The sequence below is a fragment of the Rhodoferax sp. LS1P39 genome, assembly GCF_056521425.1.
The window spans coordinates 216,972-241,458 of the sequence record NZ_JBWMAV010000005.1 but is presented as its reverse complement, the minus strand read 5'-3'; the positions used below and the strand labels follow the sequence as shown (position 1 = coordinate 241,458).

The following is a 24,487-nucleotide window of genomic DNA, read 5'->3' as shown; positions in this document are numbered from 1 at the left end:
GATGGTTCAAAAAAATCGAACCATCCATACGAATTGAGTGAACTTTTTGCGAGAAGCGGTTTCTACACTAGCCAACAAGTTCACACTCTCGGGGGATACCAGCCCCCGCACCTTTTATGGCCCTGTCCCCGTCCGTTGCTGCAAAGCTCGCCACTTACACCGGCATTGCCAAACTTCTGCATTGGGTTTTAGCGCTAGCGCTGGTGGGGATGTTTTGCGTCGGTCTGTACATGACGGACCTGCCTTTTTCACCCCAGCGGCTCAAGCTCTACAACTGGCATAAGTGGGCGGGTATTACGATTTTGGCGCTGTCGGTACTGCGCTTGCTGTGGCGTTTGACCCACCGTCCGCCGCCACTGCCTGTGGCCATTACACGCAGCATGCCCCAATGGCAGCATTGGGCGCATGAGGGCACGCATTACGCGATGTACGCTTTGTTTTTTATGGTGCCACTGATCGGCTGGGCCTACAGCTCAGCGATGGGTTTCCCGATTGTGGTGTTTGGCATCCTGCCTTTGCCCGACCTGTTGTCGGTCAACAAGGAACTCGGCGAGGCCATCAAGCCCGTGCACGGCTGGGCCGCATGGACACTGTGCGCGCTGGTGGTCTTGCATGTTGCGGCGGCTCTCAAGCACCACTTTGTGGACCGCGATGGCCTGATCGGCCGCATGCTGCCTTGAATCTTTTATTTTTGCGAAAGTTTTTCCATGTCTTTTTTGTCGAAATTGTCGGTGGCCTTGGTGGTATCTGGAGTGGCCATGGCGGCGTTTGCCCAGCAAAAGCTGGTGCCTGCCCAGAGTGAAATCGTGTTCGTCAGCAAGCAAATGGGCGTGGCGGTGGATGGCCGCTTTAAGAAATTTGATGCCCAGTTGAGCTTTGACCCGGCCAAGCTGGACACCAGCAAAATCAACTTCACCGTGGATATGGCCAGTGCCACGCTGGGCGTACCCGAGTCGGATGCCGAGCTGCCCAAGCCCACTTGGTTCAGCATCGCGAAGTTCCCGCAGGCCACGTTTGCCTCCAGCAGCATCAAGGCGCTGGGTGGTGGCAAGTTTGACGTGGCGGGCAAGCTCAGTATCAAAGGCCAGGTGCGCGATGTGGTAGTGCCGGTGACGATGGTGCAGACTGGTGCCACCACGGTCGCCACGGGCCAACTGCCCATCAAGCGACTGGCCTTCAAAATTGGTGAAGGCGAGTGGGCCGATACCTCGATGGTGGCCGACGACGTGCAAGTCAAATTCAAATTCAGCCTGACCGGTGTCGGCAAGCTGTAAGCCAGTTTCCCTTCTGATTTTCCCCTTAACCTTTCTTTGAAAGAAAATCCATGCGCCACACCTTGCTTGCCCTTGCCGCGATTGCCACCCTGACCGTAGGCACCGCCCACGCGCAATCTGCCACGTATGCCATTGACCCCAGCCATACTTTTGTGACGTTCGAGATCGGCCATATGGGCACATCGACCAACCGTGGCCGCTTCGACAAGAAAGAAGGCACGGTGCAGTTTGACCGCGCAGGCAAAACCGGCAAGGTCGATCTGACGATTGACGCAACCTCGCTGTCGACCGGCACGCCCAACTTCGACAAGCATCTGCAAAGCGCTGACTTCTTCAACGCGGCCCAGTTCCCCACCATCAAGTTCAGCGCTGACAAGTTTGTGTTCACCGGCGACAAAGTGTCGGAGGTGGTGGGTAGCTTGACGCTGCTGGGCAAAACCAATCCCGTTACGCTCAAAGCCACTACCTTTAATTGCTACCAGAGCATGCAAAAGCGTGAAGTCTGCGGTGGCGACTTTGACACCACCATCCAGCGCAGCCAATGGGGCATGACCTGGGGTGCCAACTTTGGCTTTCCTGACGCTGTTCGCCTGATCGTCCAGGTCGAAGCCGTCAAGCAGTAATCTGCGCTAGTTTTTTTGGCAGCCCGCCCATTGTTGAGATGGGCGGGCTGTTGTCTTTTGGGTGCTTGCATGCCCCGATAATTCCGCCATGACCGACTTTATCTACCTTGCCTCCCAAAGCCCGCGCCGCAGCCAGCTGCTCGACCAATTGGGCGTGCGCCACGAACTGCTTTTACCTGGACGCGATGAAGACAGCGAAGGTTTGGAGGTTGCTATTAAAAATGAAGCGCCTCCTGCTTATGTGAAGCGCGTGACCGGCCTAAAACTCGATGCAGCGCTGGCGCGAATGCAGCAGCGCGGCCTGCCCGTTGCGCCAATCTTGTGTTCCGACACCACGGTGGCGCTGGGCCGCCGCATTTACGGTAAACCCGAGAACGCCAAGGATGCCGTGCGCATGCTGGGCGAGCTGGCCGGAACCCAGCATCGGGTGCTGACGGCGGTGGCGGTGCAGCAGGGCCGCAAGCGGCTGGAAGCCCTGAGCGATTCACGGGTGAGCTTTGCAGCCTTGACTACGGCGCAGATCAAAAGCTATGTCGCATCGGGCGAGCCGCTAGGCAAGGCCGGTGCCTACGCGGTGCAGGGCAGGGCGGCAGGGTTTATCTCGCAGATACGCGGCAGCTATTCGGGCATCATGGGGCTGCCCATGTTCGAGACGGCGCAACTGCTGCGCGCACTGGGCTTCAAGTTTTGACCACTCCCCCCATGCAACAAGACATTCTCATCAATTGGTCGCCCCAGGAAACCCGCGTGGCGGTGGTAGAGCACGGCTCGGTACAAGAACTGCACGTAGAGCGCACCCTGGAGCGCGGCATGGTGGGCAATGTCTACCTGGGCAAGGTGGTACGGGTGCTGCCGGGTATGCAGTCCACTTTCATCGACATCGGGCTGGAGCGGGCGGCATTTTTGCATGTGGCCGATCTGGCCAATGGCTTTGTGGGCCACAAGGCAGCCGAGGCTGATGCCAAGGTGGCCCCTGTGGTGCCGATTGAACGCCAGGTGTTTGAAGGCCAGGCCTTGATGGTGCAGGTCATCAAGGACCCGATTGGTACCAAGGGCGCACGCCTGTCGGCCCAGATCAGCATCGCCGGTCGTTTGTTGGTGTTTTTGCCGCAGGACGACCATGTGGGCGTGTCGCAGAAAATTCCCCTGCCGCAGCGTGAAGATCTGCGCAAGCGACTGCAAACCTTGGTAGGCGAGGCTTCTACTGGCGGTGGTGGTGGTTTCATCCTGCGCACCAATGGCGAGGATGCGACCGATACCGAGCTGGCCGAAGACATCGCTTATTTGCGTAAAGCCTGGGCCCGCATCAAAAGCGCTTCGGTACGCCTGCCGCCCACGTCCTTGCTGCACCAGGACCTGAATTTACTGCAACGCGTGCTGCGCGATCTGGTCAGCGAGCAAACCCAGACCATCCGGCTCGATTCCCGCGAGCAGTTCGACATGCTGCAGGTGTTTGGCAAGGAGTTCATGCCTGCGGCGGTCGAGAAGCTGCAGCACTACAAGGGAGAGCGGCCAATTTTTGATTTGTTTTCTATCGACGAAGAGGTGGCCAAGGCACTGGGTCGGCGGGTGGAGCTGAAGTCGGGTGGCTACCTGATCGTGGACCAGACCGAGGCTTTGACCACGGTGGACGTGAACACCGGTGCCTTCGTCGGTGCCCGCAACTTCGACGACACCATCTTCAAGACCAATCTGGAAGCGACCCAGGCCATCGCCCGGCAACTGCGTTTGCGCAATCTGGGCGGCATTGTGATCGTGGATTTCATCGACATGGTGCGCGAAGACCACCGCGACACGGTGCTGGCCGAGTTCCGCAAGCAGCTGGGCCGCGATCGCGTCAAAACCACCGCTGGCGGCTTTTCGGCACTGGGACTGGTGGAGATGACCCGCAAACGCACCCGCGAGTCGCTGGCCCACATGCTGTGCGAGCCCTGTGCCGTGTGCAGCGGTAAAGGCACGGTCAAAACCGCCCGTAGCGTGAGCTACGACATCCTGCGCGAAATCCTTCGCGAGGCCCGACAGTTCAACCCGCGCGAGTTCCGCATCGTGGCTTCGCCCAAGGTGATCGAGCTGTTTCTGGACGAAGAAAGCCAGCATCTGGCGGGCTTGAGTGACTTCATCGGCAAGCCGATTTCATTGCAGAGCGAGGGGGCCATGGGACAGGAGCAGTACGACATCGTGCTGCTCTGAGGCAGACCTGCGCACCTTGTCAGATCCAGCGAAAGTGGCCGCCTTCACGCAGCCCGTGGAGGCTCATGGCGTGGGCGGCCAACTCTTCTTGCCGCCATTGTTTTTGCTGCGCTACCCGCTGCGACTTGGCCAGTTTGCGGGCCAGCCAGCTTTGGTTGAGCAGCCGGTAGTTGTAGCGGTAGCCTAATCCGTCTTTGGCCGACAAACCGCGCTCTTGTTTCATGGCGGTCTGGGTTACAGAGCCGTAGTGGTGCAGCCAGGATGCGCCTGTGATGCCCACAGGAATCTTGGCTTTTTCCAGTTCATGGAAAAACAGCGTGTCCTCATAGCCCAACAGCTTGGGTACCGGTTGGAAGTAACCCACGTCCATCCACACCGACTTGTGCACCGCCAAGCACACCGCATGGCGGCCACCTATACGCGCCGTGCCAGCCATTTTGACGGAAGCCATGGCGCTGAAGTCTTCAAAATCGTAATCCAACGCGCCTTCGACCAGCGCGGGTGAAATGACCTTGAGGCCGCGCTGCTCGGCCACACCGATCAAAGACTCTATCCACCGGGCGCTGACCAGCACATCGTTGTTCATTACGATGGTCCACTCGGCCTGCAAGGCCAGCGCGCCCTGGTTCCAGGCTACTCCGCAGCCCAGATTGGCATCGTTGTAGATGCGCCCACCTATGGGCACGGTAAGGAGGTACTCGCGGGTGGCGTCTTTGGATCCGTTGTCCACCACAATCAGCCGTGACAAGTCCATGCCATGGCGCACCATGCTGTCTATGCATTGGCGGGTGTATTCCACCTGGTTGTAGCAGGCGAAGGTGAGGGCGTAGCGTGCAGGATTCATATCAAGCCGGTTGGGGGCGCAGCACTTGGGCTGCTAAAACGGACACCATTAGCGCGTAAAACGAAATGCTGTACTTCATGTTAAATGTTTCGGTGCTTAAGCCAAAGAAGAACATGGCACCGATGTAGCAGAGGCCGACAATACTCGCGGCTCTGATAACTTCTATCTTTGAATCAACGCCTCTGTAAAAAATGACAATGGGTACCCCAAACATTAGTAAGCTGGATGCTAGTCCAAAAATGCCAGAGCGCAGCGCATTCTGCAGTATTTCATTGTGCACGCCATGGTTAATCAGGGTTCTCTCCAGTAGTTCGGAGTTAAAAGACGCTATGGATGGAATGCTGGAAAGTGAAGGATAATTCGCATCGCCATATCCCGCTAAAGGATTATTGATAAATAAAATGCTGGAAACTCTCAATAACGAAAGTCGCGTTCCTGGGGAGGTGTCTTTGTTTCCATTGTGAAAATAATCTCTGTATTCACTAATTGCCAGTTCAATGCGCCCTTGAATTAATGGTGATATTTCATAGATCAGCGCCGCTACTAAGCATAAGAAGGCGATAAAAAAAATAATCTTCTTAAACTGTCTTATTTTCAAAGAACCTAAAATCCAGAGTAAAGATAAAAATGGAATTGCAACCCATGCACTGCGTGAGCCTGTGCCAAGGCTAATCCAGAGGCCTGTAATAATTCCTGCTAACTTTAATAGTTTAAGGCTGTTTCTGTCACTGCCGTAAATATTAAAAGTTAACAAGCAAAAAAATGCCATAAATAATGTGTATTGACCGAGAGTAAGTGGGTCAATGGCTGCTGTACCAAGCCGCTCACTTGTCATGTCGGCCCAACCGTAGGGATGCACCACGAGAAATCCGCTTAAAATTAATAGCGATATTGGAATGCACCATTCAAGAATTCGGACATAATCAATTGGTTTGCGTAAAATATAAATGAAAAGGAGGGTGGCTAAAAAAGGGCGGCTTGGGCCATCCATGAGTCCCATTTTTAGTTCTCCTCTGAATAGTTGCCCCGCTATTACTGCAATTAAGGGTGAGGCTAAAGCTGCAATTACCCAATAGCTAGAATTTTTCCCATCTATTGTGAATTTTAAAAAATGATGGTGCCTTAGATGGGTAATCGAAATTCCAATTAATATAAATAAAAATACAATCGTCCAACTGCGCACACTCAAGAAAAGCAGTGGCGCCAAGCCAAGGCAAAGTATTAATAGAAAGTCTGAATTAGTGGGTGTTGTATTTTTGTCGTAATAAATTTTTGAATTTGTTAAAAATTTATTTATTGATGATTTCAATGGTTGCATCTAAAAAATTTAAATTTTATGATTTATTGATGATTAAATGGCATCGAATTTCATATTTTGTTAATAATTTTATGTTAAACGCGTTGAATCACAAGTGCTTGGCGTAAAACGTGGGATGCAGATATTTCCAACAAACAATCGCTTCGGCTTAGGTTATGGTTTTCGCATCCAGCCTTGCTGCAGGGCACGCAGGGCAGAGTGCTTTGCAGCAAGGTGATGTTGTGTACGGTCTGCGTCTCTGCCCGCCCCACATACGCTTGCGCGATATGCGGCGCGGTAGGCCAAGGTCCCCAGCGCACCGGATTGGTGGGGCCAAACATCGCCAACACGCGAATACCGGAAGCTGCGGCCAAATGGGTGACCGAGGTGTCTGGTCCAATATACAGGCCGGAGCGCCGAAACAGGCTAACCAACTGGTTGAAATTGAGCTGGCCACTGGTATCCACCAGTTGGGGTGATGGTGCCAATCCACGCAACTGCTGGATACAAGCCTGGTCGGAGGAACTTGCACTGCCAGTCAACACAATTTGATGGCCTTCGGCGATCAACCGAACCAGCAATTCTTGGAAATGCGCTACCGGCCATTGCTTGTAGGGCCACATGGATGGCGAGTGGACTACGATGGCGCTGGGGAGAATCAATGCATCCAGGTCGGGTGGCAGCGCTTGTGCGGGTGGTGGCAGCACCTGGACCGCTTGCACATCGGGCGCGCACCAGGGAGCCAGCAACGCCAGCTTTTCGGTAACTACATGGACGGTGCTGGCATCGCCTTCACTGACGACCACGTGGCTCAAAATACGCTTTTTCCACCAGTTGCTGGAGTTTTGGGCGGGAATAATGCCGCTGCGGTGCTGGCGGCTGGCAGCCCAGCCTATCAGGTGGGCGCGGTCGCTGGGCTGGGTTACCAGTGCCAGGTCGTAACGCTTCCAGATGGTTTTCAGCACGGCCAGAGTGTCGCGCCAGCCTTTGGACGGCTGGGTGGTGATAAATGCATGGATATCTGGGTTGCCCTGGAGCATGCCCAAGGTGCCTGCAAGGCCGATCACATCAATTTCAGCCTCCGGCCATTGCTGGCGAGCGGCGTGTATCAAGGGCGTGGTCAGCAGCACGTCGCCAATTTGCCGGGTCGCAACTACCAGTATTTTTTTCATGGAAATCTGCAGGCCATCCGTTGCGGCATTACACCGCCATGGCGGGCTGCGTGCCAAACTGCAGCGCATGCAAGCGGGCGTAGAGCCCCGCCTGGGCGATCAGTTCTGCATGCGTGCCGATCTCGATGATTTCACCTTGGTCCAGCACTGCCACCCGGTCGGCGTGTTCGATAGTGGACAAGCGGTGCGCAATGATCAAGGTGGTGCGGCCGGTCATCAGGCGCTGCAGGGCCTCTTGTACCAGGCGCTCTGATTCGGTGTCCAGCGCCGAGGTTGCTTCGTCCAAAATCAAAATGGGCGCGTCTTTGTACAGTGCCCGGGCGATGGCCAAACGCTGGCGCTGTCCACCGGAAAGTTCTGTGGCGTTGTGTCCTGTCATGGTGTCGATGCCTTGCGGGGCCTCGTCCAGAAATCCGCCCAGGTTGGCGGCCCGTAAGCAGGCTTCAACCCTCGCCCGGTCGGGCGTTTCACCGAGCGCCACGTTGGCTGCCAGTGTGTCGTTGAACATGATCACATCCTGGTTGACGATGGCAAACTGGTTACGCAAGGCTTTCAGCTGCCATTCGGCGATGTCGTGTCCATCCAGCAAAACATGCCCGGCGCTGGCTGTTACAAATCGCGGCAACAAATTGACCAGCGAGGTTTTGCCCGAACCGGATGGCCCGACCAACGCAACCACTTCACCTGGCTCAACGGTCAATGAAACCTGGTTCAAGGCCGATCGGGTTTCGTCGTCGCGGTAGCGCACACTGACCGACTGGAATTCAATGTGACCTTGTGCCCGCTCCACTGCGAAGTCACCGCTGGGCTCCACCGGTGTTTTCTCGATCAGGTCCAGTGCCCGCTCCATGGCGGCCAGCCCGCGGGTTATTGGGCTGGCCACGTCGGACAGCCGCTTGACCGGCGCAATCAGCATCAACATAGCGGTAATGTAGGACGCAAATTCACCCGCGGTGACCTCGCTGGATCCTTGCAGCAGGGCCACGCAAATCACGCTGGACAGCGCGATGGCCGACATCATGTGGGTCATGGGGGTGACCGCTGCAGACGCGGTCGCCGATTTCATATTCAGCCTGCGCAAGCCTTCGCTCAGTAACTGGAAGCGTTTGCCTTGAGCGCCCTGAGCAGCATGCAAGCGCACCACCCGTTGTGCCAAGACGTTTTCTTCCACCACGTAGGCCAGGCCGTCGGTGGCACCCTGGCTGCTTTTGGCAATCTGGTAGAGCCTGCGCGAGAGCGTGCGGGTGACGAAGGCCACGGCGGGAAACAGCACCACCAAAATCAGCGTCAGCTCCCAGTTCAGGTACAGCAGATAGGCGACCAGCGCGACCAGCACCATGCTGTCTTTGGCCAGGCCCAAGACCGAGGTGACCAGGATCACCGCACCGGTTTGGACTTCGTACACGATGGTGTTGGACAGCGAGCTGGCCGTCCTTTGGGTAAACAGGCTGCTGCGGGCATCCAGCAGGCGGCTGAACATGGATGTCCGCAGGGCATCCAGACCGTCCTGTGTGATTTTGGCCATGGCCACATCGCCCAGGAAACTGGCCAGGCCGCGCAGACCGAACACCGCGATCAGGGCCAACGGCACCATCCATGGGTTCAGCGCACCTTTTTGAAAGCCGTTGTCGAGCAGCGGCTTCAGCATGGCGGGTACCAGGGGTTCGGTGGCAGCGCCAACGATGGTGGCCATGATCACCAACATCCAGGCCGAACGTCGGCCTTTGAAAAAGTAGGGCGATAACCGGGGGATGCTTTGCCTCAACAGGTTGAACAAACCTTGGGATCGCTCATTTTTCATAAGGTGACTGCCTGGGCAAATGGAGGTGACAAGATTGGCAGCTTAAATGGACTACACCACGAGAGGCTCTGGGCGGATGGCTCATTGTTTACCAGGGAGCTGCCGACCCTCCATCCACATTCGCAAATACTTATAGTAAGTGGTGTGGCTGTTATAGATGGCCAGAGCCAAGCCGATGCGGCCATCCCTGAAACCTTGCTTCAGAAAGTAGGTTCTTACAAACGACCACAGGCCTTTCATCACGGCCTTTGTCAGGCTGGATGAACCACCTCGGCTCTGCAAATCGATTGCGGCTCCCTTGGAGTAACGGTTGAGTTTTTCCAGTACGTCGTCCAGGTTCCGGTAGCTGTAATGGATGATAGGCGACCGTAGAGTTCCCGTTGTTCCATCTACCGTCATGTGGGCGTGCAAAAAGTGGGTGGTAAACCCTGCCAGCTGCCTGCGAACCAGTCGCAGTGTGTAGTCTGGCCGCCAGCCGCTGTGCTCGATGAAAGTACCGCAAAAACTGGAATGCCGGGGAATGCGAAAGCCATCAAACTTTGCAAGGCCAATGGCCTCCAGAATCTCGTTGCGCAGGGATTCCGTGATAACTTCGTCCGCATCCAAAGACAGTACCCATTCGCTGTTGGCCCTGTCAATGCCTCTTTGTTGCTGAGGCCCGTATCCTGGCCAATCGGTGTTGTGGATCGTGGCACCAGCGGCGCGGGCTATGGCTACAGTGTCATCTACACTTCCCGAATCCAGAACCAAAACCTCATCGGCGAAAGATGCAGAATCCACGCACGCTTTTATCCGATCCGCCTCATTTTTGGCCGCGACAATCACGGTCAATGTAACTTTATTCATCCAAGCATTTTCCATGAAAACTGGCCCATCCACTTTGCTGCGTCGTGTTGCATGCAAAGTTACCGTTCTGTGCGCCCTGGTCGTTGCCGTTGGCCCGGCGTTGGCCCAGTTCCGTGTGGAAGTCTCCGGCATCGGCCTGACCCAACTGCCCATTGCCGTTGCCGGCTTTCGGGGCGACGAGCAGTCGCCGCAAAAAATCGGTGCCATCGTGCAAGCCGATCTGGAGCGCAGCGGGCAGTTCCGGGCAGTGGATGCCAGCGGTGTAGCCCTGGACGAAACCTCCCGGCCTGATGTGGCCTTGTGGCGGCAAAAGGCGGCGGATTCCCTGGTGACGGGCAGTGTCAGCCGCCTGGCCGATGGCCGCTATGACGTGCGCTTTCGCCTGTGGGACGTGGTGCGTGGACAAGACCTGGGCGGCCAGAGCTATACCGTACCGCAGGGTGATTTGCGCTTGTCGGCCCACCGCATTGCCGACTTCATCTACGAAAAACTCACCGGCGATCGGGGCATTTTTTCGACCCGCATTGCCTATGTAACCAAGGCTGGCACCCGCCACACGCTATGGGTTGCCGATGCCGATGGCGAAAACAGCCAGACCGCCTTGGCCAGCCCGGAGTCCATCATCTCCCCGGCCTGGTCACCCAATGGCATGCAACTGGCCTACGTTTCGTTTGAAGCCCGCAAGCCCGTTATCTACGTGCACGACGTGGCCACCGGCAAGCGCCGCCTGGTCGCCAACTTCAAAGGCTCCAACAGTGCACCCACCTGGGCCCCCGACGGGCGGACTTTGGCCGTTACGTTGAGTCGCGATGGCGGCTCCCAAATTTATAGCATAGATGCCAATGGCGGCGAGCCCAGGCGGCTTACCCAGTCCAGCGGCATCGATACCGAGCCGAAGTACTCTGCAGACGGACGCAGCATTTACTTCGTCAGCGACCGGGGCGGCGCACCGCAGATCTACCGCATGTCCAGCAGCGGCGGGAACCCGGAGCGCGTGACCTTTACGGGCAGCTACAACATCTCGCCCAGCATCAGCCCCGATGGCCGTTGGCTGGCCTACATTTCGCGCATCGGTGGGGCCTTCAAACTCCAGGTCATGGAACTTAGTACCTCCACTGTGGTCAGCATTACCGACACCAGCTCCGACGAGAGCCCCAGTTTTGCGCCGAACAGCCGTTTGCTGGTTTACGCCACCCAGCAGCAGGGCCGCGAAGCCCTGATGACCAGCACGCTGGACGGCAAGATCAAGGCCCGCCTGGCGGGCCAGGGGGGCGACATCCGCGAACCGGACTGGGGGCCATTTTTGAAGCCATGATTTTTAGCCATAGCCAACAACGCACGTACCATTCAACGAGGAAATACAAATGAAAAATTTAATGTGGGCACTGTCATTGACCGCCGTTCTGGCCGGTTGTGCCTCGGGTGTGAAGTTGGACGACGTGCCCGTGGTCGACAAAAGCGGTGCCGGTGTAACCCAGTCTGGCACCATGGGGGCGGACGGCGGCAGCACGGCGGGCACCACCAAGAGCGGCGTGACACCGGTGGACTTGTCATCGTCGAACTCGGTGGCCACTGGCCCCAGCAGTGGCCGTATCGTGTACTTCGACTACGACAGCTACGCCGTCAAACCCGATGACCAAACCGTCATCGATGCCAATGCCCGTTACCTGAAGGCCGACAAAGCCCGCCGCGCGATGGTTGAAGGCCATACCGATGACCGCGGTGGTCGTGAATACAACCTGGCCCTGGGCCAAAAGCGCGCCGAGTCCGTGCGCCGAGCCCTCGGCTTGCTGGGTGTGGCCGACAGCCAGTTGGAGGCCGTGAGTTTCGGTAAAGAAAAGCCTGCGGTACAAGGCAGTGATGAAGCCGCCATGGCCAAGAACCGCCGCGCGGAGATCAGCTACCGATGAGCCGAATCACCCTGCCCAGCCTGCGCCCTGTCGCTCTGGCGTTGGGCTGCTGGATGCTGCTAGCATCCAGCGCCCAGGCCGGGGTGTTCGATGACGACGAGGCCCGCAAAGCCATTCTGGACTTGCGCCAGCGTGTGGACAGCAGCCGCCTGGCGGCCGAATCCGCCAACCAGAAATTGGCAGAAGAACTGCGCCGCGCTACCGACGACAACGGCCAGTTGCGCCGCAGCCTGTTAGACCTGCAAAGCCAGATCGACAACCTGCGCGCCGACCTGGCCAAGCAGCGTGGCCTGGACGAACAACTGGCACGCGACCTGGCCGAGGTGCAACGCCGCCTGAAGGACCAGGCGCAAGGGGTGGAAGAACGCCTGCGTAAATTCGAGCCCGCCAAGGTCACCGTGGATGGCAAGGAGTTCACCGCCGACCCCGCCGAAGTGCGCGATTTTGATGCCGCATTGGCCGTGTTTCGCACTGGAGACTTCGCTGCTGCGCAGACCGGCTTCATGGGTTTCGTCAAACGATACCCCAAGAGCGGCTACGGCCCATCGGCCTTGTTCTGGTTGGGTAATGCCCAGTACGCCAACAAGGACTACAAAAGTGCAGTCGCCAATTTCCGCGCCATGCTGACAACCGCGCCCGACCATGCCCGCGCGCCAGAAGCTGCGCTGTCGATCGCCAACTGCCAGATGGAGCTGAAAGATAGCCGGGCCGCGCGCAAAACGCTGGAAGACTTGGTCAAGGCCTATCCCCAGTCCGAAGCCGCGTCCGCAGCCAAAGACCGGTTGTCCAAACTTAAATAAGCGTCTGTACCTACGGGATGCTGATTGCTATCTATTTAATAGCTGCTCGTGCTTATGGAATAAGCGCTAGAGGTATATTTTTTGCATAATTCTTCTGTAGAGCAAGACGCTTCCCCAGCTGCCGATGTGGCGCGCCGTTTCGGCGGGCTGGAGCGCCTTTACGGCATGGTTGGCGCAGCGCGTATCCGGGCCGCGCATGTGGCAGTGGTCGGCATTGGCGGCGTGGGCTCCTGGACGGTGGAGGCCTTGGCCCGCAGCGGGGTGGGGCGGCTGACGCTGATCGATCTCGACCATGTTTCCGAATCCAACATCAACCGGCAGATCCACGCCCTGGACTCCACCGTTGGCCAGGCCAAGGTGCTCGCCATGCGCGACCGTATTGCCCACATCAACCCGACCTGTGTGGTGGACTGCATCGAAGACTTCGTAGAGCCTGCCAACTGGCCCCAATTGTTGCCGCCGGGTGTGGATGCGGTGGTGGATGCCTGCGACCAGGTGAAAGCCAAAACCGCCATGGCCGCCTGGGCCCGCCAGACGCGCACCTGCTTCATCTCCGTGGGTGCCGCCGGTGGCAAACGCCATGCGCACAAGGTCGATATCGACGACCTGTCGCTCACCACCCACGACCCCTTGTTGGCCCAACTGCGCTACCGCTTGCGCAAAGAGCACGCTGCGCCCAAAGAGGGCAAAAAAATCGGCGTGGCCTGCGTCTTCAGCCGCGAAGCCGTGATGCCGCCCGACGCATCCTGCGCCATCGAGGGCGACGGCAGCCTGAATTGCCACGGCTATGGATCGGTCGTAAGCGTGACGGCTACTTTCGGGCAATGTGCAGCCGGATGGATTTTGGATCAATTGGCAATCGCTATTGAAAAGAGCGTCAAAACCACGCTATAATTTGAGGCTGCGCTGCAGTGTGAAAACACCAAGCCGGGACGTTAGCTCAGTTGGTAGAGCAGCGGACTTTTAATCCGTTTGTCGTGGGTTCGACCCCCGCACGTCCCACCAGTATGCTGAAAAGCCCGCTATTGAATAAATAGCGGGCTTTTTCTATTTGCACCTTATGCAGGGCTGCGTGGGTAGTTTGCCCCTTATTTCACTTGTTGCTTTTCCAGCTTGCGCGCCAAGGTGCGGCGGTGCATGCCCAGGCGGCGCGCCGTCTCTGAAATATTAAAACCGGTTTCTGCCAGCATCTCGTGGATACGCTCCCATTCCAGCGTTTTGATGGAGGTAGCCCGGTTGGTGAGCTGTACCTCCACGTTGCCCGCCGCGCGACCAAAAGCAGCCTCGATATCGTCGGTGTTGGAGGGTTTGGCCAGGTAGTGGCAGGCACCGAGCTTGATGGACTCCACGGCGGTGGCAATGCTGGCGAAACCGGTCAACACCACGATCAGCATGCCAGGGTTGTGCAGATGCAATGTCTGTACGCAAGCCAGGCCGGAGGCGTCACCGTTGAGCTTGAGGTCCACCACCGCATAGCTGGGCGTGCGATTTTGCAGCAAGGTGCCGACGGCTTCCAGGCTGGTGGCGAGCAGGACGGTGTAGCCGCGCCGTTCAAAAGAGCGGCCTAGCGTGCGGGCAAATGCGGCATCGTCTTCCACGATGAGCAGCAGGCGTTCGGTGGACTCAACCGGCATGGGCCACGGCCTCTTCAATGGCGATAGCCGAAAGCGGCAGGGTGATTTTGACGACAGCACCGCCTTCTGGGCGGTTGCACGCCGTGACATTACCGCCCAGTGTACGGGCGACGTTTAACACCAGATACAGCCCCAGCCCGCCCCCGGTGCGCCCTTTGCTGGACTGAAAGGGTTTGCCGAAATGCGCCAGTATGGTGGGCGCAAAGCCCGGGCCTTCGTCGGTGACGGTCAGCGTCAGCGCGTCGGCTTCCCGGCCAGCTTGCAGCTGTATCCAGCGCGGGGAGGCATCCAGCGCGTTGTCCAACACGTTGTAGACCATCTGTTTGAGCGCGAGGTCGGACACCATGGGCAGGTCCTGGCCAAAGTTGTTGGTGTAGGCAAAGGCATAGACCGGGCGTGTGGAGCGCCATTCTTCGACCAGATCGTTCAGGAAGCCGCAAATGGTGGTTTTGGCCGAAGACTCGCCACGTGCCTCGCCCGCAGACAACAAGGTGTTGCTGACAATGGCTTTGCAGCGCAGCAGCTGGTTTTGCATTTCGTCGATTTCGTGCAGGAGTTCGGGGTCGTCGGTGAAGGGTTGCATGTGCCGCCAGTCACCCAAGATCACGGCCAGAGTGGCAAGCGGCGTGCCGAGTTCGTGGGCCGCGCCCGATGCTAGCAGCCCGATGCGCACGATGTGCTCTTCTTCTGCGGCGCGCTGGCGCAGGTCGGCCAGGCGGCTGTCGCGGGCGCGCAGGTTGCGACCGATGCGCGTGATAAAGATCACCAGCAAGGCGGCGTTGAGCACAAAGCAGATCAGCATGCCCAGCACGTAGGGGCTGTGCAGGCCGCGATCGTGGTCGATGGGCAGGGCCAGGGGCTCACCGAAGCGGGCCAGACCGGCAAAGCATGCAGCGGTAATGCCCACCATGGTCCAGGTGGACCAGGCTTGCAGCAGCACCGCGCCCAGCGTGACCTGGAGCAGGTACAGAAAAGCAAATGGATTGGTGGCGCCTCCGCTGAGGTAGAGCTGGGCGGTGAGCATGCCCACATCGACCAGCAGCGCGAAGAACAGCTCGCCATTGCTGACTTCATGGAACATTTTGGCGCGGAGCAGGCTGGCGGCGTTGAAGATGGCCAAGCCTCCCAGCAGCATGAACATGGAGCCCAGGGGGAGGGGGATGTCCAGGCCAAAGTGGACGATCAGAATCGTGGCGATCTGCCCTACCACGGCGATCCAGCGCAGTTGCACCAGCTGGTGCATATTCTTGCGGCCCGTGGCATCGTCCAGGCGCAGACCCAGGGATGGCGCGGGCTTAGTCGCCTGCTGCACGATCTATTTCCTTGTCCATGGTGTGGGCGAGCCGCCGCCGCGCCGGGCGCGAAAAATACCATGCCGCACCCGCCACCATGGCCGCCAACGTGTACCAAGTCAGAGCGTATACCAGATGGTTGTTGTGGAAAACGATTACCGTCAATCCCCCCACGGGGGTGCTGTTGGCTATCGTCCCAGCCGATGGCGCGGCAGATGCATCGGCATCCACAAAGTAAGGTGCGACCAGGCCCAAGCCCTTGGCTTTGGCAATCGCCTGAACATCGCGAGAATACCAGCGCTGGTTTTGCGGATCGTTCTTGCGCAAAAAGGCACCGTCGGGCTGGCTCATGCGCAACAAGCCTGTCACGGTGGACCTCTGTTGGGCATCGGTGCTGGGCGGTGCGATGGTACGGGTGGCTTCGGGCGGTACGAATCCGCGATTGACCAGTACCACCGTGTCATCGGGAAGGCGCAGCGGTGTCATGACCCAGAAGCCACTGCCGCGCCCTGTGACGGCCTGCACCAGGGTGTCTTGCCCCGACATGAATACGCCATCCATACGGACACGCCGGTATTCGGCATTGGACGCGGTGAGCTGTGGCCACTGGTCCGGCGTGGGGGCAGCGACTTCTTTGGCATGCACGCGCTGGTCGACCTGTGCTATCAGGGCCTGTTTCCAGAAAAGCCGCTGTACTTGCCAGGTTCCCAGTGCAGCAAATGTTGTAAAAACCACGGCAGCCAAAAAAAGTAAAAGGCCCACATGCTGTGGGCCTGAATTTGCTGCCGTGGACTTGGGAGAAACTAAGTTCAAGGCATGTTCTTCATGTCATGCGCCGACACCGGCATCATGTTGGCGTTCAAGTGGTACATCACCCAGATGGAGCCTGCCAACATGATGACCAGCAGCATCAGCGTGAAGATGAGTGCCAGCAAAGACCAGCCGCCTTCGAGCTTGCTGTTCATGTGCAAAAAGTAAACCATGTGGACCACAATTTGCACGGCGGCAATGCCCAAGATAACCAAGGCCGTCAGGTTGGGGTTGGCAAAAACCTTGCCCATGACCAGCCAGAAAGGGATGACGGTCAGGATCACGGCAAGCACAAAGCCGGTGACATAGCCTTTCAGGGTGCTATGGCTGCCAGAGTCGCCATGCTCGTGGTCATGGCTGTGGTCGTCGTGGCCACCGTGGTGTTCAGTATGCGCGCCCATCACAGCACTCCCATCAGATAAACAAAGGTGAATACGCCAATCCAGACCACATCCAGGAAGTGCCAGAACATCGATAGGCACATCAGGCGGCGGCGGTTTGCAGGAATGAGGCCGTGCTTCTTCAACTGGAACACCAGGGTGATGAGCCAGACGATGCCGAACAACACGTGCAGTCCGTGCGTACCTACCAGTGCAAAGAAGGCAGACAAGAATGCGCTGCGCTGGGGACCCGCGCCTTCATGGATCAGGTGCGCAAATTCATACAGTTCCAAGCCTATGAACGCAGCTCCCAAAAGACCTGTAACGACCAACCAGCCAATGGTCGGGTTGAGGCGCTTACGTTGCATCTCCAGCATGGCAAAACCATAGGTAATGCTGGAGAGCAACAGCATGGACGTGTTCAGTGCCACCAGTGGCAGATCGAACAGGTCCGCACCCGAAGGCCCTGCGGCATAGCTGCGACCCAGTACGGCATACACCGCAAACAGGCAGGCAAAGATGAGGCAGTCGCTCATCAGGTACAACCAGAAGCCCAGCAGGGTGCCGTTTTCGGGGTGCTGTTCCGTGGTTTCGTAGAACTGCATATTGCTAGGCACGCTGGCGGTGCCGTGGACAGAGTGGGCGGTCATTTCAGGCATGGCTTGCGAGTAGTTGGGTGCGCGCTGCTTCGGTCCGCACGACATCGGCGGCAGGAATGTAGTAGTCACGTTTGTAGTTGAACGTGTGGACGATACAGGCCACCACGACAGCCACAAAAGAAATACCTGCCAGCAACCACATGTGCCAGATCAGGGCAAAACCCAACAGTGTGCTGATGCCAGCAATCACTACGCCAGCGGCGGTGTTTTTGGGCATGTGGATAGGAATGAAGCCAGCCAGAGGCCGCACATAGCCGTATTTTTTCATGTCCCACCACGCATCAAGGTCGTGGACGCGGGGCGTGAAAGCAAAGTTGTAGGGGGGGGGCGGCGACGAAGTAGACCACTCCAGGGTACGCGCATCCCAAGGGTCGCCGGTGGTGTCGCGCAGGGAGTCGCGTCGGATGTAGCTCACGACCAGCGTAATCAGGAAGCAGGCGATACCGATGGCAATCAGGAAGGCACCAAATGCAGCGATCACGAACCATATTTGCAAGGACGGATCTTCAAATTTACTCATACGGCGGGTCACGCCCATCAGGCCCAATACATACAGCGGCATAAAGGCAAAGTAGAAGCCGATGCACCAGAACCAGAAAGAGCACTTGCCCCAGAATGAGTCCAGCTTGTAGCCGAATGCCTTGGGATACCAGTAGGTAATGCCGGCAAAGGTACCGAACACCACGCCGCCAATGATCACGTTGTGAAAGTGCGCAATCAGGAACAGGCTGTTGTGCAATACGAAATCTGCTGGTGGTACCGCCAACAATACACCGGTCATGCCGCCGATGGTGAAGGTCACCATGAAGCCCATGGTCCACAGCATCGGAACTTCAAAGCGGATGCGGCCCCGGTACATGGTGAACAGCCAGTTGAAAATCTTGGCCCCGGTGGGGATGGAGATGATCATGGTGGTAATACCAAAGAACGAATTCACGCTGGCTCCAGAGCCCATGGTGAAGAAGTGGTGCAGCCACACCAGGTACGACAGGATGGTGATCACGACGGTCGCGTACACCATGGATGCGTAACCAAACAGGCGTTTGCTGGAGAAAGTGGCCACGACTTCAGAGAACACGCCAAAAATTGGCAGTATCAGGATGTAAACCTCGGGATGGCCCCAGATCCATATCAGGTTCACGTACATCATGGCGTTGCCGCCAAAATCATTGGTGAAGAAATTGGTGCCCACGTAGCGGTCCAAGGACAGCAGACCCAGCACCGCGGTGAGCACCGGGAAGGCCATGACGATCAGCACATTGGTGCACAAAGCGGTCCATGCAAAAACCGGCATTTTCATCAGACCCATGCCCGGCGCACGCATTTTGACAATCGTGGCCAGCAGATTGATGCCCGACAACAAGGTGCCAACGCCAGCAATCTGCAAGGACCAGATGTAGTAGTCCACCCCCGGGTCGGGGCTGTACAAAATGCCGGAGAGTGGTGGGTAAGCCAACCAGCCCGTTTTGGCATATTCACCGATGAACAATGACACCATCGTCAGGCCCGCGCCGCCAGCTGTCATCCAAAAACTGAAGTTGTTCAGGAACGGAAACGCCACGTCACGTGCACCGATTTGCAGGGGCAGCACATAGTTCATCAGGCCGGTCACGAAGGGCATGGCCACGAAGAAAATCATGATCACGCCGTGTGCCGTAAAGACCTGGTCGTAGTGGTGGGGAGGCAGGAATCCTTGCGAATCGCCAAACGCCATGGATTGCTGCAGGCGCATCATCAATGCATCGGCAAAACCGCGCATCATCATCACCAAACCGAGAATCATGTACATGATGCCGATTTTTTTGTGGTCGATGCTGGTGAACCACTCGCTCCACAGGTAGCCCCACATTTTGAAATAGGTAAGGGCCCCCACCAGTGCCACGCCCCCGAGCACAACCGCGATAAATGTTGCGATCAGGATCGGTTCGTGGAGTGGAATCGCCTCCCAGGTGAGGCGGCCAAATATAAGCTTCGTAAGGTCGAGGTTGTCGAACATCGTTATTCCGGATGCCAAAAATGATACGGCGCAGGCCGAAATGCCGTAGTGAGCGGCGCGGATTAAAAAAATGGTTTGGCTAGAGAAACTCAGCTAGGCAGTGCAGCAGACACAGGAGCGGCACCGGTGGGGTTGTCAACCGTGCACATGGCTCCCACATAAGTGCGTGCTGGGGTGCCGTCAATACCTAAACGTTTGCGGGTTTCCGTGTCCATGGAGGCGATGTTGTACGCACCTGGCTTGCCTTGTCCGCCGCTGGCATCAATGGCCATCATGTCTTTCATGCACATGCGGTTGGGTTCTACACAGCGGTTCAAAATGGCATCGTACAAATCCGGTGCCACCGTTGCGTACTTACGGACCGGGTCGCGTTCGCTGGGCTGAGATAACTGCATATAGCCTTCACGGTTCAACTCCCCACCACCTGCTTTGGCTGCTTTGGCCCAGGCTTCAAAGTCCTCGGTACTCATGCCCAGGAACTTGAAGCGCATACCAGAGAAACCAGCCCCACTGTAATTAGCCGAGAAACCTTCATATTGGCCTGGTTTGTTTATCACAGCATGCAGCTTGGTTTCCATGCCCGGCATGGCATAGATTTGCCCGGCCAATGTGGGGATGAAAAATGAATTCATGATCGAAGAAGAGGTGATCTTGAAAGCAATCGGCCGATCGACCGGAGCGGCCAGTTCGTTGACCGTGGCAATGCCCAGCTCTGGGTAGATGAATAGCCACTTCCAGTCCAGTGCAACAACTTCCACCACCAACGGCGCAGTGCCTGGAATCACATCGCGATTTGCATCGATACGTTGCAGTGGGCGGTATGGGTCCAGTGTGTGGGTGCTGATCCAGGTGATGGCACCCAAGGCAATGATGATCAACAGCGGGGCCGCCCAAATCACCAGTTCCAGCTGTGTGGAGTGGTGCCATTCGGGGTCATAAGTGGCCTTGGTGTTGGACTTGCGGTAGCGCCAGGCAAACAACAGGGTCAATGCAATCACGGGCACGATGATCAGCAGCATCAGGATTGTGGACACGATGATCAGATCGCGTTGCTGCATGGCCACATCGCCGGATGGATTCAGCAGTACAGCGTTGCATCCAGCCAGTAAAACGAGGGCTGGTACCAGGAGCAATCCGCGTAGATTTTTGAAGGAGGGCATGCTGGACAGTGTGAGATGACGTGAACGCATAGTGTATGAAATTTACGTTTATTCGTGGGCGATGGGGGTAGGGCGTTTTGTCCTATGGCATCATTCTCTTGGCTGTGTTGTCCCGCAGCGTCTGTATATTACAACCTCCGAATCACGAGCAAACATGATGTCCAGCATTAATCATGAAACCGCCGCTGTTGCACCACCCTCCTTTGAGCGGGACGCGAGGGCTTCCGTTGCAGACCACTCCAAGATAGCACCCGGTGAAATCGCCATCGGTGTGATCATTGGGCGGGCCTCCGAGTACTTTGACTATTTCGTCTACGGCATCGCCTCGGTGCTGGTGTTCCCCGAGATATTTTTCCCGTTCGAGAGTCGTCTCGACGGCACGTTGTACTCGTTCGTGATCTTCTCGTTTGCGTTTATCGCGCGGCCCATCGGAACGGTGGCCTTCATGGCCATCCAGCGGCGCTGGGGACGCGGTGCCAAACTGACCGGGTCGCTATTTTTGCTGGGCATCGCCACGGTGGGGATTGCCTTTTTACCGGGCTACGCCAGCCTGGGCTTCACCTCCATCGTACTGCTGTCGATACTGCGTTTCCTGCAAGGCATTGCGCTCGGTGGATCCTGGGACGGCCTGCCTTCGCTGCTGGCATTGAATGCCCCCAAGAATCGCCGTGGCTGGTACGCCATGATTCCCCAACTGGGCGCGCCCATCGGTTTCATTGTGGCCAGCGGCCTGTTCCTGTTCTTGCATTCCAGCCTGTGGCCTGTGGACTTTATGGACTGGGGCTGGCGCTATCCGTTTTACGTGGCTTTTGCCATCAACGTGGTGGCGCTGTTTGCCCGCCTGCGCCTGGTGGTGACCGACGAATACGACCATTTGCTCAATGAGCACAAGCTGGAGCCCAGCCGTGTGGGCGACCTGGTGCAGGCACAGGGCAGCAACCTGTTGATCGGGGCCTTTGCCGCGCTGGCCAGCTACGCACTCTTCCATTTGGTGACGGTTTTCCCGCTGTCCTGGATCACCTTGTACGCCACGCAGCCCGTCGCCGACGTGTTGATCGTCCAGATGGTCGGTGCAGCGGTAGCCATGCTGGGCATCATTGCCTCCGGCTTGATTGCAGACCGGGTGGGGCGGCGTAGCACGCTGGGCAGCTTGGCGGTGCTGATTGGCATTTTCAGCCTGTTCGCGCCCATGCTGTTGGACGGTGAACCCTTCCGGCAGAACGTGTTCATTCTGGTCGGATTTGCCTTGCTGGGCCTGTCCTACGGCCAGGCTGCGGGTGCGGTGAGCTCCAACTTCGAGCCCCAGTACCGGTACACCGGCGCCGCTTTGACATCGGATTTTGCCTGGCTGATTGGTGCGGCTTTTGCGCCCCTGGTCGCCCTGGGTTTGTCGGCCCATTTCGGACTGGCATACGTCAGCATTTACCTGCTGTCGGGGGCGATCTGCACCTTGGTGGCGCTGCGGGTCAACCGGAGCATGGAGTTGCGCGAATAGGTCGGGGCATGCCTGACCGCTACCGTACGGTTCCCGGCCACGGTCGTTTCGCCTACTCGGCCATCCACCAGCGGCCTGACTACCGCTGGCCCAACGGGACTCGACTTGCCGTGTACCTGGGCTTCAACATCGAACACTTCGCTTTCGGCGAAGGCCTGGGGGCCAACCTGGGGCCGGTGTCGCCGCAGCCGGACGTACTCAACTTCAGCTGGCGCGAGTACGGTAACCGGGTCGGGGTGTGGCGTTGTCTGGAGCTGTTTGACACGCTGAACCTGCCCACCGGCACGCTGATCAACACCGCTTTGTACGAACACTGCCCCGAAGTTATCGCGGCCTGCGTGGCGCGGGGCGACGAACTCATTGGCCATGGCCACACCAATGCCGAGCGGCAAAACGGCATGGACGAAGCCCTGGAGCGCGATCTGCTCCAGTCCTGCCGCAATCTGATGCTGCAGCACAGCGGCACCGCACCCGCAGGCTGGCTCTCGCCCTGGATTGCCGAAACCGCACTCACCCCCGACTTGCTGCGTGAAACCGGCTACCGCTACACCCTGAACTGGTGCCATGACGACCAGCCGGTGGCCATGCAGACCCGCAGTGGCCCCATCTGGTCGATTCCGTACCCGCAGGAGCTCAACGACATTCCCATGGTCATGGGCCGCCAGATGGATGGCAAAGACTTTGCCCAGATGGTCATTGATAACTTCGACGAAATGCTGCTGCAGTCCCAGGCCCAGCCGCTGGTGATGGGCATTGCGCTGCACCCTTACATCGTGGGCCAACCGTACCGCTTGCGGCACCTGCGCCGGGCGTTGCAGCACATTGCACGGCACCGTGGCGATATCTGGTTCACTACGCCCGGTGCGATTGCGGGTGCGATGGATTCCTTGCCTACGCCGTAATCCAGATCGGCGCGCCGCCCAGCGGGTGTTCGTCGCAGTTCGCATCTCCCGGCTGGCCGCCACGGTCCACTACCAGAAAGTCGCTGGGCGCTTGCAGCGCAATCAGCGGGTGGTGCCAGGTTCCCCGGGCGTAGTTCACCCCCTGGCCGGGTACGGCGTGAAAGCAGCGGATTTGCGCCAAGTCCGGCACTGGCCCCGCTTCGGCCACCACCACCAGATATGGCAGGCCTGAGAGCGGCATGAAGGCCTGGCTACCCAGCGGATGCCGCTCCAGCAGCACGAGTTGCATGGGCAGGCTGCGCGGCAGTGCCTGAAAGATGCTCAAAATGGCCCGTCCGCCGCCGCTGGCCACATCGATATGCGCCAGGTCGTGGTAGCGCTCGGCAAAGCCATCGTTGATGGAGAAGTGTCGCGCGCTGTCGCTGGCTGCTATCACGTCACCAAAGGGGCGGAACGCCTCGGCGGTCAGGGGTTCAATTGCCAGGGTGGTCATATCAGCAGTCGATATCGTCCAGGTCCGCCACCAGCGGCGTTTTTTTGGAGCGTTTGTTGCGCTTGGCGAAGGCCAGGCCCATGGCCAGGGTTTGGGCCAGGCACATGGCCGAGGTCAGCGAGCGAAAGCCCAGCAGCTTGGCATCGTTCACCTCCAGCACCAGGTCGGCTCCCTTGGCCACCGGGCTCATGAAGGCATCGGTAATCGCCAGCCGCTTGGCACCGCGCAGGCGCACCTGTTCGCAGACCTGCAGGGTGTCGGCTGCATAGGGCGGGAAGCTGATGGCGATCAGCAGGTCTTGCGGGCTGGCGGTGCTGGCCTGCTCGGCGATGGCACCGCCCAGGCCGGTGATCTGCACTGCGGGCTGGCCCACCCGGTTCAACGCGTAGGCCAGGTAGGCGGCCACGGCATACGAGCGGCGCAGGCCCAGCACATGCACGATGCGGGCGTTCTGGATCAGGGCAATGGCTTCCTGCAGCGGCAGGCTGGCGGCATCGTCCTGCAAATGCTCCAGGGACACCACGTTGGCCTGGCTGAAGGCGCGCAGCACCTCGGCGGGGTCGTCCGGGTTGTCCAGCGTCTGCTCGCCGCCAAAGTGGCGGATGCGTTCGCGAAAAGTAGGCTTCACCGCGTGCTGCAGCGGCGCGCGGAACAGGCGCTGCAGGTCTGAATAGCCATCGAATCCCAGCGCCTTGGCCATGCGGATGAAGGCCGCCGGTGCAATCTGGGCCACCGCCGCCACCGTGGCCACCGGGTTCAGCGCGATGTCGTTGGGGTGGTCCACCGCGTAACGGGCCGCGTCGCGCATGCGCGGCGTGAGGCGCTCGCCTTCGCGGGCAATCAGCTCCCGCAGCGCATCCAGATTGCTTGGTTTGCTCTTATCCATATAGCAATCATACGGGCTGGACA

General features: G+C 58.3%; 25 protein-coding genes and 1 tRNA gene. 12 read left to right on the top strand and 14 right to left on the bottom strand.

The window, feature by feature from the left end:
* The first annotated feature begins 116 nt into the window (after positions 1-116).
* The 5 genes from AC097O_RS11200 (at position 117) to rng (ending at position 4,087) form a co-directional block, all read left to right on the top strand.
* Positions 117-680 carry a cytochrome b gene (locus tag AC097O_RS11200; RefSeq protein WP_479592848.1) on the top strand — a complete coding sequence of 188 codons (564 nt, stop codon included), beginning with the start codon at positions 117-119 and terminating at the stop codon, positions 678-680.
* A 27-nt stretch (positions 681-707) separates the two neighbouring features.
* Entirely contained in the window at positions 708-1,274 is a 567-nt protein-coding gene (locus AC097O_RS11195) for a YceI family protein (RefSeq protein ID WP_479592847.1), read from the top strand.
* A 50-nt stretch (positions 1,275-1,324) separates the two neighbouring features.
* Positions 1,325-1,897 carry a YceI family protein gene (locus AC097O_RS11190; protein ID WP_479592846.1) on the top strand — a complete coding sequence of 191 codons (573 nt, stop codon included), beginning with the start codon at positions 1,325-1,327 and terminating at the stop codon, positions 1,895-1,897.
* An 88-nt stretch (positions 1,898-1,985) separates the two neighbouring features.
* On the top strand, positions 1,986-2,588 hold the full coding sequence (locus tag AC097O_RS11185; protein ID WP_479592845.1) for a Maf family protein: 603 nt from the start codon (positions 1,986-1,988) through the stop codon (positions 2,586-2,588).
* An 11-nt stretch (positions 2,589-2,599) separates the two neighbouring features.
* On the top strand, positions 2,600-4,087 hold the full coding sequence (rng, locus tag AC097O_RS11180; protein WP_479592844.1) for a ribonuclease G: 1,488 nt from the start codon (positions 2,600-2,602) through the stop codon (positions 4,085-4,087).
* A gap of 19 nt (positions 4,088-4,106) precedes the next feature.
* Here rng and AC097O_RS11175 read toward each other — a convergent pair whose 3' ends face one another.
* The 5 genes from AC097O_RS11175 to AC097O_RS11155 form a co-directional block, all read right to left on the bottom strand.
* Positions 4,107-4,931 (bottom strand): glycosyltransferase family 2 protein, encoded by an 825-nt coding sequence (locus tag AC097O_RS11175; protein WP_479592843.1) that lies wholly within the window; start codon positions 4,929-4,931, stop codon positions 4,107-4,109.
* Position 4,932: 1 nt separating this feature from the next.
* Positions 4,933-6,249: an O-antigen ligase family protein gene (locus AC097O_RS11170; protein ID WP_479592842.1), complete on the bottom strand. Its 1,317-nt coding sequence runs from the start codon at positions 6,247-6,249 to the stop codon at positions 4,933-4,935.
* Between the two features lie 74 nt (positions 6,250-6,323).
* Positions 6,324-7,400, bottom strand: coding sequence for a glycosyltransferase family 9 protein (locus tag AC097O_RS11165; RefSeq protein ID WP_479592841.1), 1,077 nt, complete (start codon positions 7,398-7,400; stop codon positions 6,324-6,326).
* Between the two features lie 28 nt (positions 7,401-7,428).
* A complete protein-coding gene (gene msbA / locus AC097O_RS11160) occupies positions 7,429-9,201 on the bottom strand; it encodes a lipid A export permease/ATP-binding protein MsbA (protein WP_479592840.1) in 1,773 nt (590 codons plus the stop codon).
* Positions 9,202-9,282: 81 nt separating this feature from the next.
* Positions 9,283-10,047: a glycosyltransferase family 2 protein gene (locus AC097O_RS11155; protein ID WP_479592839.1), complete on the bottom strand. Its 765-nt coding sequence runs from the start codon at positions 10,045-10,047 to the stop codon at positions 9,283-9,285.
* Between the two features lie 13 nt (positions 10,048-10,060).
* Here AC097O_RS11155 and tolB point away from each other — a divergent pair, with 13 nt between their 5' ends.
* The 5 genes from tolB (at position 10,061) to AC097O_RS11130 (ending at position 13,762) form a co-directional block, all read left to right on the top strand.
* A complete protein-coding gene (gene tolB, locus AC097O_RS11150; RefSeq protein ID WP_479592838.1) occupies positions 10,061-11,362 on the top strand; it encodes a Tol-Pal system beta propeller repeat protein TolB in 1,302 nt (433 codons plus the stop codon).
* A 49-nt stretch (positions 11,363-11,411) separates the two neighbouring features.
* Complete coding sequence (pal, locus tag AC097O_RS11145) at positions 11,412-11,957, top strand: peptidoglycan-associated lipoprotein Pal (RefSeq protein WP_315184911.1); 546 nt, start codon at positions 11,412-11,414, stop codon at positions 11,955-11,957.
* A complete protein-coding gene (ybgF, locus tag AC097O_RS11140) occupies positions 11,954-12,757 on the top strand; it encodes a tol-pal system protein YbgF (protein WP_479592837.1) in 804 nt (267 codons plus the stop codon). Before pal ends, ybgF begins: the two co-directional genes overlap by 4 nt.
* Before the next feature lie 165 nt (positions 12,758-12,922).
* Positions 12,923-13,651 carry a tRNA threonylcarbamoyladenosine dehydratase gene (locus AC097O_RS11135; RefSeq protein ID WP_479592920.1) on the top strand — a complete coding sequence of 243 codons (729 nt, stop codon included), beginning with the start codon at positions 12,923-12,925 and terminating at the stop codon, positions 13,649-13,651.
* Positions 13,652-13,686: 35 nt separating this feature from the next.
* A tRNA-Lys gene (locus tag AC097O_RS11130) sits at positions 13,687-13,762 on the top strand.
* Positions 13,763-13,845: 83 nt separating this feature from the next.
* On the opposite strand, the gene AC097O_RS11125 is transcribed toward AC097O_RS11130, so the two are convergent.
* The 7 genes from AC097O_RS11125 to cyoA form a co-directional block, all read right to left on the bottom strand.
* Complete coding sequence (locus AC097O_RS11125) at positions 13,846-14,391, bottom strand: response regulator transcription factor (protein WP_479592836.1); 546 nt, start codon at positions 14,389-14,391, stop codon at positions 13,846-13,848.
* Positions 14,381-15,703 carry an ATP-binding protein gene (locus AC097O_RS11120; protein WP_479592835.1) on the bottom strand — a complete coding sequence of 441 codons (1,323 nt, stop codon included), beginning with the start codon at positions 15,701-15,703 and terminating at the stop codon, positions 14,381-14,383. The genes AC097O_RS11125 and AC097O_RS11120 overlap by 11 nt, the downstream gene beginning before the upstream one ends.
* The gene (locus AC097O_RS11115) at positions 15,687-16,418 is read right to left on the bottom strand and encodes an SURF1 family protein (protein WP_479592834.1); all 732 of its coding nucleotides are present in this window, start codon (positions 16,416-16,418) and stop codon (positions 15,687-15,689) included. Before AC097O_RS11115 ends, AC097O_RS11120 begins: the two co-directional genes overlap by 17 nt.
* Before the next feature lie 74 nt (positions 16,419-16,492).
* Positions 16,493-16,894, bottom strand: a complete 402-nt coding sequence (gene cyoD / locus AC097O_RS11110) for a cytochrome o ubiquinol oxidase subunit IV (RefSeq protein WP_479592833.1) — start codon at positions 16,892-16,894, stop codon at positions 16,493-16,495.
* Positions 16,894-17,532: a cytochrome o ubiquinol oxidase subunit III gene (gene cyoC, locus AC097O_RS11105; RefSeq protein WP_479592832.1), complete on the bottom strand. Its 639-nt coding sequence runs from the start codon at positions 17,530-17,532 to the stop codon at positions 16,894-16,896. Before cyoC ends, cyoD begins: the two co-directional genes overlap by 1 nt.
* Positions 17,525-19,528, bottom strand: coding sequence for a cytochrome o ubiquinol oxidase subunit I (gene cyoB, locus AC097O_RS11100; protein ID WP_479592831.1), 2,004 nt, complete (start codon positions 19,526-19,528; stop codon positions 17,525-17,527). Before cyoB ends, cyoC begins: the two co-directional genes overlap by 8 nt.
* An 89-nt stretch (positions 19,529-19,617) precedes the next feature.
* Entirely contained in the window at positions 19,618-20,688 is a 1,071-nt protein-coding gene (gene cyoA, locus AC097O_RS11095; RefSeq protein WP_479592830.1) for a ubiquinol oxidase subunit II, read from the bottom strand.
* Between the two features lie 157 nt (positions 20,689-20,845).
* Here cyoA and AC097O_RS11090 point away from each other — a divergent pair, with 157 nt between their 5' ends.
* Both AC097O_RS11090 and AC097O_RS11085 read left to right on the top strand, forming a co-directional pair.
* On the top strand, positions 20,846-22,183 hold the full coding sequence (locus AC097O_RS11090) for an MFS transporter (RefSeq protein ID WP_315184895.1): 1,338 nt from the start codon (positions 20,846-20,848) through the stop codon (positions 22,181-22,183).
* Positions 22,184-22,191: 8 nt separating this feature from the next.
* Positions 22,192-23,085 carry a polysaccharide deacetylase family protein gene (locus AC097O_RS11085; protein ID WP_479592829.1) on the top strand — a complete coding sequence of 298 codons (894 nt, stop codon included), beginning with the start codon at positions 22,192-22,194 and terminating at the stop codon, positions 23,083-23,085.
* Here AC097O_RS11085 and AC097O_RS11080 read toward each other — a convergent pair.
* Together AC097O_RS11080 and AC097O_RS11075 are read right to left on the bottom strand one after the other, a co-directional pair.
* On the bottom strand, positions 23,075-23,578 hold the full coding sequence (locus tag AC097O_RS11080; RefSeq protein ID WP_479592828.1) for an ureidoglycolate lyase: 504 nt from the start codon (positions 23,576-23,578) through the stop codon (positions 23,075-23,077). The two genes, AC097O_RS11085 and AC097O_RS11080, sit on opposite strands and share 11 nt — an antisense overlap.
* Before the next feature lies 1 nt (position 23,579).
* Entirely contained in the window at positions 23,580-24,464 is an 885-nt protein-coding gene (locus AC097O_RS11075; RefSeq protein ID WP_479592827.1) for a MurR/RpiR family transcriptional regulator, read from the bottom strand.
* Positions 24,465-24,487 lie beyond the last annotated feature (23 nt).